General features: G+C 59.9%; 12 protein-coding genes. 6 read left to right on the top strand and 6 right to left on the bottom strand.

The features are described from left to right. Positions 1-85: 85 nt before the first annotated feature. From EC9_RS25315 to EC9_RS25325, 3 genes are all read right to left on the bottom strand, one after another. On the bottom strand, positions 86-1,921 hold the full coding sequence (locus EC9_RS25315; protein ID WP_145348769.1) for an SLC13 family permease: 1,836 nt from the start codon (positions 1,919-1,921) through the stop codon (positions 86-88). Positions 1,922-2,065: 144 nt separating this feature from the next. After that, positions 2,066-3,646 (bottom strand): sodium:solute symporter family protein, encoded by a 1,581-nt coding sequence (locus tag EC9_RS25320; RefSeq protein ID WP_145348770.1) that lies wholly within the window; start codon positions 3,644-3,646, stop codon positions 2,066-2,068. Then, a complete protein-coding gene (locus EC9_RS25325) occupies positions 3,643-3,861 on the bottom strand; it encodes a DUF3311 domain-containing protein (RefSeq protein ID WP_145102379.1) in 219 nt (72 codons plus the stop codon). Before EC9_RS25325 ends, EC9_RS25320 begins: the two co-directional genes overlap by 4 nt. A 170-nt stretch (positions 3,862-4,031) precedes the next feature. On the opposite strand from EC9_RS25325, the gene sthA reads away from it, so the two are divergent. The 6 genes from sthA to EC9_RS25355 all read left to right on the top strand — a co-directional run bounded on the left by sthA (position 4,032) and on the right by EC9_RS25355 (position 10,752). Then, positions 4,032-5,435, top strand: a complete 1,404-nt coding sequence (sthA, locus tag EC9_RS25330; RefSeq protein ID WP_145348771.1) for a Si-specific NAD(P)(+) transhydrogenase — start codon at positions 4,032-4,034, stop codon at positions 5,433-5,435. Between the two features lie 180 nt (positions 5,436-5,615). Continuing rightward, on the top strand, positions 5,616-6,674 hold the full coding sequence (gene purM / locus EC9_RS25335; RefSeq protein WP_145290953.1) for a phosphoribosylformylglycinamidine cyclo-ligase: 1,059 nt from the start codon (positions 5,616-5,618) through the stop codon (positions 6,672-6,674). Next, positions 6,671-7,702 carry a phosphatidate cytidylyltransferase gene (locus EC9_RS25340; protein WP_246105872.1) on the top strand — a complete coding sequence of 344 codons (1,032 nt, stop codon included), beginning with the start codon at positions 6,671-6,673 and terminating at the stop codon, positions 7,700-7,702. Before purM ends, EC9_RS25340 begins: the two co-directional genes overlap by 4 nt. A 7-nt stretch (positions 7,703-7,709) precedes the next feature. Continuing rightward, complete coding sequence (locus EC9_RS25345; RefSeq protein WP_145348772.1) at positions 7,710-8,498, top strand: TatD family hydrolase; 789 nt, start codon at positions 7,710-7,712, stop codon at positions 8,496-8,498. A 118-nt stretch (positions 8,499-8,616) separates the two neighbouring features. Next, positions 8,617-9,294 (top strand): ABC transporter ATP-binding protein, encoded by a 678-nt coding sequence (locus EC9_RS25350; protein ID WP_145123886.1) that lies wholly within the window; start codon positions 8,617-8,619, stop codon positions 9,292-9,294. Between the two features lie 48 nt (positions 9,295-9,342). Next, positions 9,343-10,752, top strand: a complete 1,410-nt coding sequence (locus EC9_RS25355) for an ABC transporter permease (protein ID WP_145348773.1) — start codon at positions 9,343-9,345, stop codon at positions 10,750-10,752. Positions 10,753-10,868: 116 nt separating this feature from the next. Here the strand turns inward: EC9_RS25355 and EC9_RS25360 are convergent, their stop codons facing one another. The 3 genes from EC9_RS25360 to EC9_RS26810 form a co-directional block, all read right to left on the bottom strand. After that, the gene (locus tag EC9_RS25360; protein ID WP_145348774.1) at positions 10,869-11,705 is read right to left on the bottom strand and encodes a hypothetical protein; all 837 of its coding nucleotides are present in this window, start codon (positions 11,703-11,705) and stop codon (positions 10,869-10,871) included. Between the two features lie 165 nt (positions 11,706-11,870). Then, entirely contained in the window at positions 11,871-12,785 is a 915-nt protein-coding gene (locus EC9_RS25365; protein WP_145348775.1) for a dihydrodipicolinate synthase family protein, read from the bottom strand. Positions 12,786-13,066: 281 nt separating this feature from the next. Continuing rightward, a complete protein-coding gene (locus EC9_RS26810) occupies positions 13,067-14,272 on the bottom strand; it encodes a peptidase associated/transthyretin-like domain-containing protein (RefSeq protein ID WP_218934440.1) in 1,206 nt (401 codons plus the stop codon). Positions 14,273-14,729: the final 457 nt, after the last annotated feature.

The raw sequence follows: 14,729 nt of genomic DNA on the forward strand, positions 1-14,729 counted from the left end.
AACGTGGCGAACTCAACTGAAGTTTAACCGTAGATCGAAGTCCGCGAATCGTCGACTGCCGGCTTGCGTCCCAAAATGAATGATCTCACTGCAGCGGCCAGACCCAGGGGATCATGACCATCGCCACGGCGAACACGATCAAGTCCAACGGACCGCCAAACCGCAGGTAATCGGTGAAGCGATAGCCGCCGGGGCCGTAGACCATCAGATTGGTTTGATATCCAAAAGGCGTGGCAAAGCCGGCCGATGCGGCGATCATCACCGCGATCGCAAAGGGCAACGGATCGACGCCAGGCATGCTCGACGCCGCGCTCCAGGCCATCGGAAACATCAGCGCCGCCGCCGCGTTGTTGGTGATCAATTCGGTGCAGATCATCGTCGACAGATAGACCGCCGCGAGGACAAACATCGGGTTGTTGCCGGCGAGCAATAAGATCGTGTCGGCGATTCCAGCTGCTGCGCCAGTCGTCTCCATCGCTTTGCCAATTCCCAAGGCGGCGCCGATCACGACAAGCACCGACCAATCGATCCCACGCCGGGCTTCGGTCGACGTGCAGCAACGCGAGCAGATCATGGCGATCACTGCGCAGAGCGCCGCGGTGGTCAGATCCAGGAAACCGCTCGCAGCCGCCAAGACCATCAGCGTGATCACTCCCAAAGCGATCCAGGCCCGTTCAGGACGTCGGACCGACGCGTTTTCAACGGCGCTGACAAGGAAGAAATCGCGGGTGTCGCGGCGGGATTGAGTGAACGAGGCGGGAGCGTCCAACAGCAGCACGTCCCCGGGCTGCAGCACGACATCGCCCAGCTTGCCCGGCACGCGGCGGTCGCCGCGGGCGACGGCGATCACGGCAGCTCCGTAATGCGTGCGGAAGCCTCCCTCGCGAATCGATTTGCTGACCAACGGGCACCGCGGCGAAACCACCGCTTCGACCAGCGATCGGTTCCAGGCCGGCGCGGCGACTTTCCGCGCCTGTTCCGATGCGATCTCCAACCCACGAATCTTTTGTAGATCGACGACCGATTCGAGCATCCCGACGAAGATCAAGATATCGCCCGACTGCAGCTTCTGTGTCGGCCTAACCGCTTGAAAGACCTCGCCGCCCCGTTCGATCTCGGCGAGATAGAGGCCTGGTAGATGCCGCAGCCCCGCATCTTCGATCGATTGACCGGCCAAGGGACCGCCCGGAACCACCTCCATCTCCACGGTGTACTGCCGCGGATCGTCGCTGGTGCTGACCGCGGGCTTGCGATCTCGCATTAACCAGCGACTGCCAACGGTCATGTACAGGATCCCGATCAAGGTTGCTGGCAATCCAACCCAGGCGGGTTCGAAAAAGTGCAGCGGCCGCCCACCGGGACTCTGCTGGATCATGTCGTAGACCATGATGTTGGTGCTGGTCCCCATCAAGGTGCACATCCCGCCAAGGATCGCGGCGTAGCTGAGCGGCAGAAAGAACTTGCTGGGGCTGACCTGCATCTTCTTCGCCAGATCGGTCACGACCGGCAACATCGCAGCGACGATCGGGGTGTTGTTCAGGAACGCGCTAAGCGTCGCCACGGGAGCGACCAGGCGCAGCTGGGCATCGACGGCCGATTTAGGTCGCCGCAGCAACCAACTGGTTGCCAGTTCGGTGCCGCCGGTCAATTCCAGCCCAACGACCGCGGCGAACAACAGCGCGATCGTGACCACGCTGCGGCTGCCAAATCCGTCGATCGCTTGAGCGACGGTCGGCAGATAGAAGGTTGCCTCCGGGTTTAACGACCGGCTGTCCAAGGCAAACGCTGTCGACAGTTCGCCGACTGTGACCAAGGCGGCCAGGCTGGCCAGGACCAACAGATCGGTCGATGCCCAGCGGCGAGCCAACGCGTACAGCAAGACGCAAACGATGGCGATCGTAAACCAACTTTCCCAAACCAAGTGCTGGAAACTCCTTTGTATCGATTGCCAACAGGGTTGCGAAACAACCCCAGCGGCGATTGCCCGCGGGGTTTTGTAATCAGGGACGATTCGAACGGTCGACGGCGACCGAAACGTGTCGGAGCGGCGGCTTCACAGCCACGATCATTTCTGCGGCGAACCGCCGAAGAATTTTTCCAGCGTCGCCGCCTCGGGCCGCTTGGTGACCAACGAAACGAGCACCAGTGTAATTGCTGAAACGACAAAAACCGCAACCACCGGGTGCAATGGCGGGACTTGTAAAAAGCCCAGCGAAAGCGGCTGTTCCGGGAAACTGTAGCGGGGGTTGCCGCCGAAATCGGAGCGGTAAAACAAAACGAACCAAGTCGAAATCGCCGCGATCACGCTGGCGATCGCGCCGGCGGCGGTCAGCCGTCGCCAGTAGATCGCTGCAAAAACCAAGGGGAACAGCCCGGTGAAGCCGGCAAACGACCACAGCCCCAGGTCGAACACGCTGCGTGGCAACACGAGACTCAGACAATAAGTAGCCAGTACCACAGCGACGACAAATGTTCGCGCGATCCTCACCGTTTTTTGATCGTCGCGGCCCTCGGAGTCCCCCGTTTGCAGAACGTCTTCGGTGAACATCGTCCCCAGGCAGAGGAATTGGCTGTCCAGCGACGACATCACCGCCGCCAGAATGCCGGCGCACAACAACCCGCCCAACAGCGGACCGGCATGTGTACTGACCAACAACCCCAGCACCGCGTTGCCGCGATCGTGCGGGTCCATCGCCGCCAACGCGTCGGCGATTCCCGACTCGGGACCGCTGGCCCAGATCCCCAGCAGCACGCAGGGAACCCAGACGATCATAATAAAGATCGGGTGCATCACGATCGGCAGCTTAAACGCATTGGCATTCCGGGCCGTCAACCAATGCTGGAAGACGTGCGGGAACATTCCGACCGACAGTGGAATCAACAGGAACGAAAAGAAGAGCGGCTTGGGAATCTTGGCGCGAGTCAGCTGGCTCTCTTCGACTTGCGACGATGAGATCCGCAGATTCTCGATGAAGCTGTCGGTGCCGCCGATCGCACCGGCGATCACGACAAAACTGACAACTCCCAGAACCATAAAGACAGCGGTCTGGAAAGCGTTTGCCCAAGCGGTGCCACGCATGCCGCCAAAAAAGACGTAGACCAGCACGACCAGACAGATCACCGCCGACGCGATCGCTGACGGAACGCCATATCCCGACGCGGCAAACATCCCCGATTTTTCGAACGCTCCCTGCGTGACAGCTTCGACCACCGCGCCGCCGCCGAGAACGCCAACCATCAGGTAACCGATCACCAAGAAGACCAAGATCGGGAACAACAGGAAACCGATCGCGTGGCTGTCCAAGCGATCGCGAAAGAATTGAATCTGAGTGCGGTAGCCGTTCCGTTGGCCCAGTCGCCACAGCGGAACTCCAATCACAAAGAAGCACAGCGAGTGGACGATTCCGCTGGCCGAACCCAACAGCCCATACACGCCCGCTCCGGCACGAAACGCTTGGCCCGTCGAACCGACAAGCGCAAAGGCGGTCATCGTCGTTCCGAACAGCGACATCAACAGCAGGAATGGGCCGATCGAATGGCTGGCGAACATGTAGTCTTTTGCCGTGCCGCGAAACAGCCGATTGGCGGCTAGTCCCAGCGTGATCAGCAGCGCCAGATAGATCAGGATTACAGCCAACTGGATCATCGGTCGCCCTCCTTCAACTCACCTTCGATCGCTGCATCGGGCCAACAGAACTTGGTCGCCAGCAACCACAGCGTCGCCGCGGCGATCGAGATCCCGACGTGATAGGAGATCGCTCGGGGCAGGAACCCAAAATCGAGCGTCGCGTTGTTCCATTGCCAATAGTCTTGGTGCAAGACCACCAGCACGACAATCAGAAACCAGATCAAATACTTCAACGCAGGACCTTTGCAGCAGGCGATCGATTAATTTGGTGGGAAATCTTCGGCACGAGGGCGTGTAATGTACCAAGTTAGCGGCCCCGCTGTCGCGATCCCCTGGGACAGCCGATTCGACGCGTGGCACCGCGACTTGTGCGATTCGGCGGTCTAGTGCGATAATCGCTCGGATGAGCAATTCAACCTACGATTACGATGTTTTGGTGATTGGAACGGGGCCTGGAGGCGAAGGTGCGGCGATGCAAGCCGCCAAAGCGGGGCTGAGCGTCGCGGTGGTCGAGCGGCATACGTCGATTGGCGGCGGCTGCACCCACTGGGGGACAATCCCATCCAAGGCCCTGCGTTATTCGATCTCGAGCGTGATGAACGCGCTGGGCAGCCCCGTTCTGCGAGCCTGCGGCGTGCACGCCAACCCGACGATGAAGCAACTGCGCAGCAGCGCTCAACAGATCATCGGCAAACAGGTCTCGATGCGGCAGACGTTTTATGATCGCAACAACGTGCCGGTCCTGGTCGGCCAAGCGAGCTTTGTCGACGATCACACGATCCGCATCGACGGCCAGAGCGATCAGAAGGTGACGGCCAACAAGATCGTGATCGCCGTCGGATCGCGTCCCTACCATCCGCCGGATGTCGATTTTGAGCACCCCCGAATCTTCGACAGCGACACGATTCTGGGGATCGACGAAAAGCCGTTTTCGATCACGATCTACGGCGCCGGAGTGATCGGTTGCGAATACGCATCGATGTTTCGCAACTTGGGGATCAAAGTCAATTTGATCAACACGCGGGCCAAGCTGCTGGAGTTCTTGGACGATGAGATCATCGACGCTCTCGCGTACCACATGCGAGATCAAGGCGTCGTGATTCGCCACAACGAAACGCTCGACAAAATCGAAGGGGTCGACGACGGAGTCATCTTGCATCTCAAAAGCGGCAAGCAATTGAAGAGCGATGCGCTGCTGTGGGCCAACGGCCGGCAGGGCAACACCGACGGCTTGGGCTTGGAAAACGTCGGTTTAACGCCCGACAAACGGGGCCAGCTGGAAGTCGATGAGCAATTCCAAACCGCGCGCGATCATATCTATGCCGTCGGCGACGTGATCGGATTCCCCTCGCTGGCCAGTGCGGCGTACACGCAGGGCCGCGCCGCGGCGCGACACTTTTCCGACAGCGTCGAGGTCGAATCGAATCTGCGAATTCGCGACATCCCGACCGGGATCTACACCAGTCCCGAGATCAGTTCGGTCGGCAAGACCGAACGCGAATTGACCGAGGAGTGTGTGCCGTACGAAGTCGGTTCGTCGCAGTTCAAGAGCCTCGCCCGGGCACAGATCACCGGCCGGACCGCGGGAATGCTGAAGATCCTGTTCCATCGCGAGACCCGCGAGGTGCTGGGCGTGCACTGTTTTGGAGCCGAGGCGAGCGAGATCATCCATATCGGCCAGGCGATCATGAATCAGCCCGCAGGGCACAACACGATCGACTATTTTGTCGACACGACCTTTAATTACCCCACGATGGCCGAAGCCTACCGCGTCGCCGCGTTAAACGGTTACAACCGCCTGTTTTAAGTAGCCGCCGCGACCGGGCCTGCTATCGGCGGGCAAATCTTGGCATAATGGTGCGACCCACAGCGTCCCGCTTTCTCTGGGGGCACTCACAAATTCCAAGCAGGATGGGCGGTTTCGCCTTTCCGCTGCAAAACGCCGCGTTTGGGCAGACGTGCCCGAAGCTACCAATCGACGAATGATATGCCAGTAACCTACAAAGATTCCGGAGTCGATCTCGATCTGTACGCTCAAGCGATGCAGCGGTTGCCCTCCCTTGCCCGGCGAACGTTCAGCCCCCGCGTGGTTTCCAACGACGGTGGATTCGCAGGGCTGTTCAAGCTCGACTTCTCCAGCCCCCTCTTCTCCCGCAACTACGAAGATCCGATTCTGGTTGCCGGAACCGATGGCGTCGGCACGAAACTAAAAGTCGCTCAGATGACCGGCCGCCACGATACGGTGGGAATCGATCTGGTGGCGATGTGCGTCAACGATCTGATCTGCACCGGCGCCGAACCGCTCTTCTTTCTCGATTACATCGCGATGGGACGCGACGATGCCGATCGGTTGGAACAGGTCGTCAAAGGGATCAGCGACGGTTGCCTGCAAGCCGATAGTGCGCTGTTGGGTGGCGAGACGGCGATCATGCCCGACATGTACGCTGCCGAAGATTACGACTTGGCCGGTTTTGCCGTCGGCGTCGTCGATCGCAAACATTTGGTTGATGGCAAATCGATCGTTCCGGGAGACAAGATCATCGGCATCTCCAGCGACGGCATCCACTCCAACGGCTACAGCTTGGTCCGCAAGATCATCTCGCATGCCGGGATCGCGTTGGATGCCTGCCCAGCCGAACTGGGCGGCGCTTCGGTCGCCGATGAATTGCTGCGACCGACACGGATCTATTCGTCGATGCTGCGTCGCGTGCTGGGGCACTATCGCGTCAAACATGTCGTCCACGGGATCGCTCACATCACCGGCGGCGGGCTGCACGAGAACCTCTCGCGGATCTTGCCGAAGACCGTCGATACGGTGATCCAACCCGACAGCTGGCCGATGCCGCCCGTCTTCCCTTGGTTGCAAGGATTGGGAGACGTCGCCGACGACGAGATGCAGCGAGTCTTTAATATGGGATTGGGGCTGGTTTTGGTCGTCAGCGATTTCTACGCTGCCAAGATTATGGAACTGGTGCGGGCTGGCGGATGCGAGTGCACCGAGATCGGCCATGTCGAAGCCGGCAGTGGTGAGAGTCGATTTGCATGATCTGTGATGCTGCATTGTTGCCGCTGCTGAATTCGCCGCTGCCGCTGGCCGTGGCGCAGATGACGACATCGACCTTCTGGTTGCTGGGCGTGGTTGTCGCCGTCTTGGCGATCCTGCTGTTGACCGGCCGTTTGCTGGAACGACGGCAGAGTTCGATGATGAACCCGGCGCTGCTGCAGCGGTTCAACCATCGCGTTCGCGTCTGGTTGATGATGTCGGCGATCCTGGTCTTTGCCTTCTTGATGGACCAGTTCATCCGTGGCGTGACGGTGTTGTTGTTCGGATTTGTTTCGTTCTGGGCGCTCCGCGAATTTGTCACGATGACCCCTACGCGGCGCGGCGATCACCGAACGCTCTTCTGGGTCTTCTTTATCTTCACGCCGCTGCAATATGTGCTGATCGCCTTGGGCCCGGCCTATTACGGCCTCTACAGCATCATGATTCCGGTCTACGGATCGCTGTTCATCCCGGCGCGAAACGCATTGGCTGGCGATTCGAAGCGATTCCTGGAACGGACGGCCAAGATCCAAGTCGGTCTACTGATCTGCGTCTATTCGCTCAGCTACGCCCCGGCGATGTTGGACCTGAACCTCAGCAGCAGCCGCAAGGTCCAGTGGGATGGCAGCCCCGTTAGCTTGCTGTTCTTCTTCATCCTGATCGCCCAGATCGCCGACGTGCTGCAGCAGGCTTGGAATCGATTCGCCGGCGTCCACGTGATCGCCAAAGAGATCAACGCCAGTCGCACCTGGGAGGGACTGCTGGGGAGCATCGTTTCGACCGGAGCGATCGGCGCGGCACTCTGGTGGGCGACGCCGTTTGAATGGTACGAAGCGGCGGTGATGTCGATGATCGTGGCGATGATGTCATCCGCCGGCACGATGACCTTAAGCGCGATCAAACGCGATCGCGGCGTGACCGATACCGGCACCTTGGTTCAAGGGCACGCCGGGCTGTTGGACCGCATCGACAACGTCTGCTTTGCCGCTCCCGTCTTTTATCACCTGACCCGCTACTTCTTTTCCGTCTGATTCAATCGTGAAACTGTTCGACACCCACGCCCATCTCGATAACCCACGCTACGACGACGATCGCGACGCGTTGGTGCAGCGATCCCGCGACGCAGGTGTCGTCTGCACCTTGGCGATGGGAACCACTGCGGCGTCGAGTCGCAAATGCATCGAGATCGCCGATCGGTACCCCGACGTCTACGCCGCCGTCGGGATTCAACCGACCTACGTCGGCAAACCCGATGCGGGCGATTGGGACGAGATCGTCGAACTGGCCAAGCATCCGCGCGTCAAAGCGATCGGCGAGACGGGGCTCGATTGCTACTGGGACGACAACGCGCCGCTGCCGCTGCAACAGACGCTGTTCGAGCAGCACATCGAACTCTCCCGGCAGACCGGACTGCCGTTTATCGTCCACATGCGAAACAGCGAAGCCGAGGTTTTGCAGGTGCTGCAAGAGGCGGGCAAGCAGGGGCCGGTCAACGGCATCATGCACTCCTTCACCGGCGACTGGGAACTGGCGCAAAAGTGCCTGGACCTGGGGATGGACATCAGTTTCGCCGGGATGGTGACGTTTAAGAAGTCGCAGGATCTTCGCGACGTCGCCGCAAAGATCCCCGCCGATCGGATCCTTATCGAAACCGATTCCCCCTACCTGACGCCGCACCCCTTCCGCAGCAAGCGCCCCAACGAACCGTGGTATGTTCAGCACACGGCGGAGTGTTTGGCCGAGGCCCGCGGCGTCTCGGTGCAACAGTTTGCAGATCAGACGACGCAGAACGCTTGCCGCCGGTTTGCTATCGCGTTGGACGCCTAAAATCCAGCGAATCCGAAGCTCCACCAAACAACTTCGCGTTTCGCTGCGTACTGTCAGGTTCGAGCCCACGCTGCAAACGCGGCCACATCTCCCTCCCTCCCCCAAAGAAAAGCCTACGATGCTTGAACTTGTTGACGTGAAGAAACAGTTCCCTCAGCCTGGCGGGGGAACGCTGACGGTTCTGGACATCCCCAAGCTTTCGATCGATGCGGGGGAACAGGTCGTGTTGATCGGCCGCAGTGGCGGCGGCAAGTCGACGCTGCTGCACACGATCGCTGGGATCACCAAAGCGGACGGCGGCAAGGTGATCGTTAATGGCTACGACATCGCGCGGCTCAGCGAAGCCGGCCGCGATCGGTTCCGCGCCGGGGCGATCGGTTACGTCTTCCAGACCTTCAACCTGCTGGGCGGGTTTACCGCACTGGAGAACGTGCGTCTGGGAATGACCTTCGGCAGCGGACGCCACGACATCGCGCGGGCTCGACATCTGTTGGAACGCGTCGGGCTGGCCGATCGGATGCACTACAAGCCCAGCCAGTTGTCGGTGGGGCAACAACAACGCGTTGCGATCGCGCGATCGCTGGCCGGACGTCCCAAGCTGTTGCTGGCCGACGAGCCGACAGCGAACATCGATCCCGCGAATCAACAAACGATCATCGATCTGATCCGCGACACCTGCCGCGAGGAACAGGTGGCGCTGCTGTTGGTCACGCACAGCATGCAGGTAGCAGAACAGTTCGATCGGATCGAAAAGTTCGAAGACCTCAATCGCGCCATGGCGACCGCCAGCATCTAAGACGATCCCGCGTCACCCCGCAATCGAACCGACGGAATTGCAAACACTATGAACCTTTTTAAGATCGCCTGGCGAAACGCCCAACAACGCGGATTGTCGACCCTGCTGACCACGATCTCGTTGGCTCTTGGAGTCGGCTTGGTCGTGCTGGTGCTGTCGATTCACGGCATCGTTTCGGACGCCTTCCAACGCAACGCAACGGTCGGCTACAACCTGGTGGTCGGGGCCAAGGGGAGCCCGCTGCAGCTGACCTTGAACACGGTTTATTATCTCAGCCAGCCCGTCGAAAACCTGCCCTACGACTACTATTTGGAGTTCTTTGGCCAAGAGGAGCGAGAGCGGCAACTGGCGGCTTATGGCGGCCACTTGGACGAACCCAACCGCCCTGGAAAGTTCGCGCTTTATGCTGGCAGCGACGCCGGTGGCCTCGTGATCCCCGTCTGCCTGGGCGACTACTTTGGCGAATACCGCGTCGTCGGAACAACTCCCGCGTTTTTGGATAATTTGAAGCACGGCCCCGACGTCGACCAGCCCTACGAATTTCGCGAGGGGCGGAACTTCCAAACGCACAGCGAAGAGAACGGCTTCTTCGAAGCGGTTGTTGGATCGCGAGTCGCTTCGACGATGAACATCAAAGTCGGCGACACGTTCAACCCAACCCACGGCGATCCCGATGGCAAGGGGCACGACCTCGGATTCAAGATCGTTGGCGTCCTGAAACCGACCGGCACGCCCAACGACCGGGCGACGTTTGTGAACATGGAAGGCTTCTATTTGATGGAAGGCCACGCCAAGCCGAGCGAACATGGCGACGAAGAGGAAGAAGCGGAAGCGGATGCCGAAGAGGAAGTTGTCATCGTCGAAACCGACAGCGAAGAGGCTGCGGTTCCCAACACTCCGCTGCCGTTGGACCAGCGTGAAGTCACAGCGATCCTGCTGCGTCCGTCGCAGACGATGTTTGCGATGATGTTGCAAAACGTGATCAACGAAGGCCTGCAAGCTCAAGCTGCGACGCCGATCGGCGAGATCTCGAAACTGATGGAACAGTTCGTCGATCCGATCCGCTACGTGCTGTTGCTGATCACCGCGATCACCTGCATCGTCGCCGGCGTCGGAATCCTTGTCAGCATCTACAACTCGATGAACGACCGCCGCCGCGACATCGCGGTGATGCGGGCGCTGGGAGCTCGGCGAGGCACCGTGATGTGGATCATCCTGTTGGAGAGCGGCATGATCGCCGTCTTGGGCGGGCTGTTGGGCTGGATCGCCGCGCACGGCGCGATCGCTCTGGCTAGCGGCACGATCGAAGATCGAACCGGCGTCCCCGTCAACTTCTTCAGCACCACATCAGCCGAACTGTACGTCCTGCCGCTGGTCCTGGGACTCGCCGCAATCGCCGGTTTTGTCCCCGCACTGGTCGCCTACCGAACCGACGTCAGCCGCGCTCTGGCATCTTAGCCGAACTGACAAACCGCGACCGGTCGCGTGACGATCGGCTTGCGACGAGAAGGGCAGGGGCGCTGCTGGTGCAACGCCCCGCGGAAACGCCCGCGCCATGCGCATCCAAGGCGATCTTATTCGGCCCCCTGCTCGATCAATGCCGACTTAAACCGGCTCCAGAAGTCGGTTTGTTGGGCGTATTGTTCTGGAGGCGTTTCGTTTTTGAGGTATTCGTAGTGGTCCAACCAGCCTTGAGCCACTTCCTGATAGGAGTAACCCGGTTTGGTCATCGGGTTGGTGAACTCGGGATCTCCCGGTTCGTAGTGGTGCGAGTAGGCTCCGTTGGCGTCGACGAAGAAGTTCGCACTTATCAGCGGCATCTTCATCTGCAACTCATGCATCGCACGTTCGCCCCACGACATCCCGGCGGTCGTCTCTTCCCACGCCTGGACAACGTCGGCCGGTGTCGTGCTGTCGGGGAATCGGAAACCGTAGCCGCGTCCCGACTGGGTGAAACCATCGCGATTGATGTCGACCTGCGCCGCGCGGGGTAACAACAGGTTCAACGCACCCTCTTCGGTCAAATTGTCGACGTTGATCGGATCGGCTAATGCGTTGACCTCCTGCACCGTTTTCAGTTGCTCCTTCGAGAGCCCCTTCAAAAACGTTTTGGGGTCGACGTAGCCGCCGTCGCTGTAGGCACCTACCAGCACTTCACCGTAGGCTTGCCGCAGAGAATCGGGCTGATCTGCGCTGGAGTATTGCCCGCTGCGATGGACGTCGAACCACGTCCCCCACGATTCGGTAATCTGATCGCTTGTGATTGGTTCCTCGCCGACAGGTTCGGCCGATGCGTAGCCTTGGCGACCCACCGATTCGAGGATCTGGCTGAAGAGATCTTGGACCTGATGGTCCTGCTGCAAGACTTGCGATCGTTGAGTCAGAAATGGATTTTCGGTTTCGACGCGCATCGTTCCCCCCCCGAGAAAAATCTAGTCGCGCCGCGGTGTCCGACGCTAGCGTGTGCCGACCGGTTCGGTCGACACACATCCGCACTAGGGTCGGATCGGCAAAATCGGCACGCGATAAGCAGAGGGGGGGCCGAAATTGCTGAAAAAAATTCAGGCGTTACCCGATCACTGAGCCAGGAAGCCGGAGTCGGCGAAGCCATCCAGCCAGGTCGCCACGCGTTGCCGATCGGCAGGCTTGAAGACGTCAAATGGTGCAGCTAGCAAACCGGAGCAGATGCCGCGGAGATCCAACGCGCACTTGAGCCCCTTCAGGTAAGACGATCCATATTTGCCAAAACCGTACAGCGTCTGCAGCTGGATCACGATCGGTTGCAGCCGGTCGATCGTCGCTTGGTCTTTGCGTTGCACCGCCGCGAATAGCTCGGTGAACAGCTTCGGAGCCAAGTTGGCACCACCGGCAACGCCACCGACAGCTCCCAATCCCATCGCTTCGACCAGCAGGGCTTCGGGACCGACCAAGACGGGCCAATCGGGACGACCAGCGGCGGCCAATTGGACAGCTTCGCCAAGGTATTTCAGGTCGCCGGAACTATCTTTGAGGCCAACGATGTTGGGGTGATCGATCAGCGCTTCGACCGTTGGCAGTTCGATAGCGATCTTGGTGCAGCTGGGCATGTTGTACAGCAGCAGCGGCAGCGGCAAGGCATCAGCGAGTCGCTGGAACCAGCCGCGGAGTTCGGTCTGCCCGGCAGGGAAGTAGAACGGCGGAGCGGCGACCACTGCAGCGGCTCCGCTGTCGGCGGCAACTCCGGCCAACTTCACCGCATCGACCAGCGAGGTGTCGGTGATCCCGACGTACATCGGAACGCGTCCGTCGATCAATCGGCCCGATTGGGCGATCATCTCGGCCCGCAGCGAGGCGCTGAGACTGGGACCTTCGCCGGTTGTACCGAGCACAAACAGCCCGTCGACTCCCGCATCCAGCTGATGCCCGATCAATCGCTGCAGCCCCTCGCCATCGAGCGCGTCTTGATCGGACAGCGGCGTAACCAACGGCGGGACAATACCTTGGATCTTCATAGCTTCCTCCACAGCAAACAGATTGGGTTCGGTCAACGGATGACGATGCGAGCCAGCGTCAACAGATTGCCGATCGAAGCAGAGGAGTCTACTGGAAATCTATAGACTTTCAAGGGATTGCAGCACAGCGGGCTGCTCAAACGGAGAGGCTGGGGGATGCCGAGCAGAGATAAGAAAACTCGGCATAAAGATGAAGTCCCGAGCTTGGCGGAACGCTTGGATCGCCCCGATCCACCGACGGAGTGCACCGCCGGCGGCTTGGATCCTCGTATTGCTCGCCCCTACGGAAAGGAACGGCTCGCCGGTTGCGCGTCGTCATCGTCGCTGGCCAGCACCGCCGCGAGCCCGGCAAGCCCAGCCAGGGCACCAAGGCCTCCCAACCCACCACCGCTGCCACCACCGCCGCCGCCACCGAAACCTCCGGAAGAGTATCCGCCCCCTCCCAAGGAATTGTTCGGCCCAAGATCCTCTTCACTTACGACGACTTCTTCGTCAACGATGACCTCCTCCTCGACACAGCAGCCACAGGTATCGACGTGCTCGACGCACGATTCGATGACCGTAATCACAGGGCTGGGGCAGATCTCACAGACCATCGGTTCGCAACAGCCCACATTGTGCCCCAACGGCCCTTGCATCGCCGCCAGCTTGAAATTCGCATCGCTGGAACTCTTTGCGGTGCTCTTTGTGCTGGCCACCGCCTCAAATCCAAACGAGGCAAATCCAGCGGTTCCCGATGCGATCAGACCGTATGCGCCAGGCTTCAGTTGGGAAACGCGAAAGTGACCGTCGCGGTCGACGGTGGTTCGCGCCACGACCTTGCTGGCTTGCACCAGCATTACATTCAAGCTGTCCAACGCTTCGGTCTGCCCCGCAGCGGCGTGGGGCAGGCGAAGCTGACCCTGGAGTTCGCCATCGGCGGAAAGTTCGATCCGGTGGCCGATACGATTTTCGACAGCAGCAGTTTTCGCACTGGCCAATTGATAGCGATGCGTTGGCGGCCGAACTGCGACGACGGGACCATAGCTGCGAAGCATCCGCTTCGAAAGATCCCGATCCGCTGTCGCCATCGTGATCCGCAAAAGCGACTGGGGATGTGGTGGCGCAGAATCGGCCCCCATGCCGCCGAGCACATGCACGGTGTAACTGGCAAGCCCCTGTTTGCCATAGGCCACCAGGCCGTAGACCCCCACGCGAGCATCGTCGATCCGGAACCTCCCCTTCGCATCGGTCCGCGTGCAAATTCGCTGGTCTGGCGCCGCAAGAGGAACCAAGATCACCTGGGTTTCTGAGACACCTACGGATTCATCCCCATCCCCCATCGCAACCACGCCGGCCAACGATCCAGTGGCATCGAGCGTCACCCAGTGCTGAGCTGGAAAGTGCCCAGGGTCAGGCAACGGCTCGGCCGCTGCGGTAGAGTTCAACGCCGTCAGCATCGATGCGATGCCGACACACGTCGTTAACATTGGGATACATAATCGCATGTTCATAATCTCCATGAGTTCGCCGCTTTCAATCAACTAGCCCCGCAACGCCAACAAACCGAAGGGACGGGCCCGGACGTACACTGTATACGGAATTACACCGAAAGTAGCGATCCATTACCTCTCTGGCAAGTAACTTGCAGAATTTTCCCAGCGGGGGCCAAAAGCGAAAGATACGAAAAACAGGCAAGACAGGACGCCTCCTCGCGAGCAAAAACACCTAGTTTTCCAGCGTATTCTGCAAAAAACGCGCACTCGCATAACCAATTCGACCGACACGAACAGCTTCCTTCTGGCCTGGTTCGTCGAGTTCCAGCGGTCGATCGCTTGAACCGCAACGCCAGCCGTTCTCGGTTGATCTAGGTTCACATTGCGGCAACCCGCATCCCACGCAGAGCGCCGATCGGAGAGTCTCGAGCGATATGACGGGATCGATTTCCTTTCTAATCTTTACAAT

This window comes from Rosistilla ulvae, from assembly GCF_007741475.1.
GTDB lineage: Bacteria > Planctomycetota > Planctomycetia > Pirellulales > Pirellulaceae > Rosistilla > Rosistilla ulvae.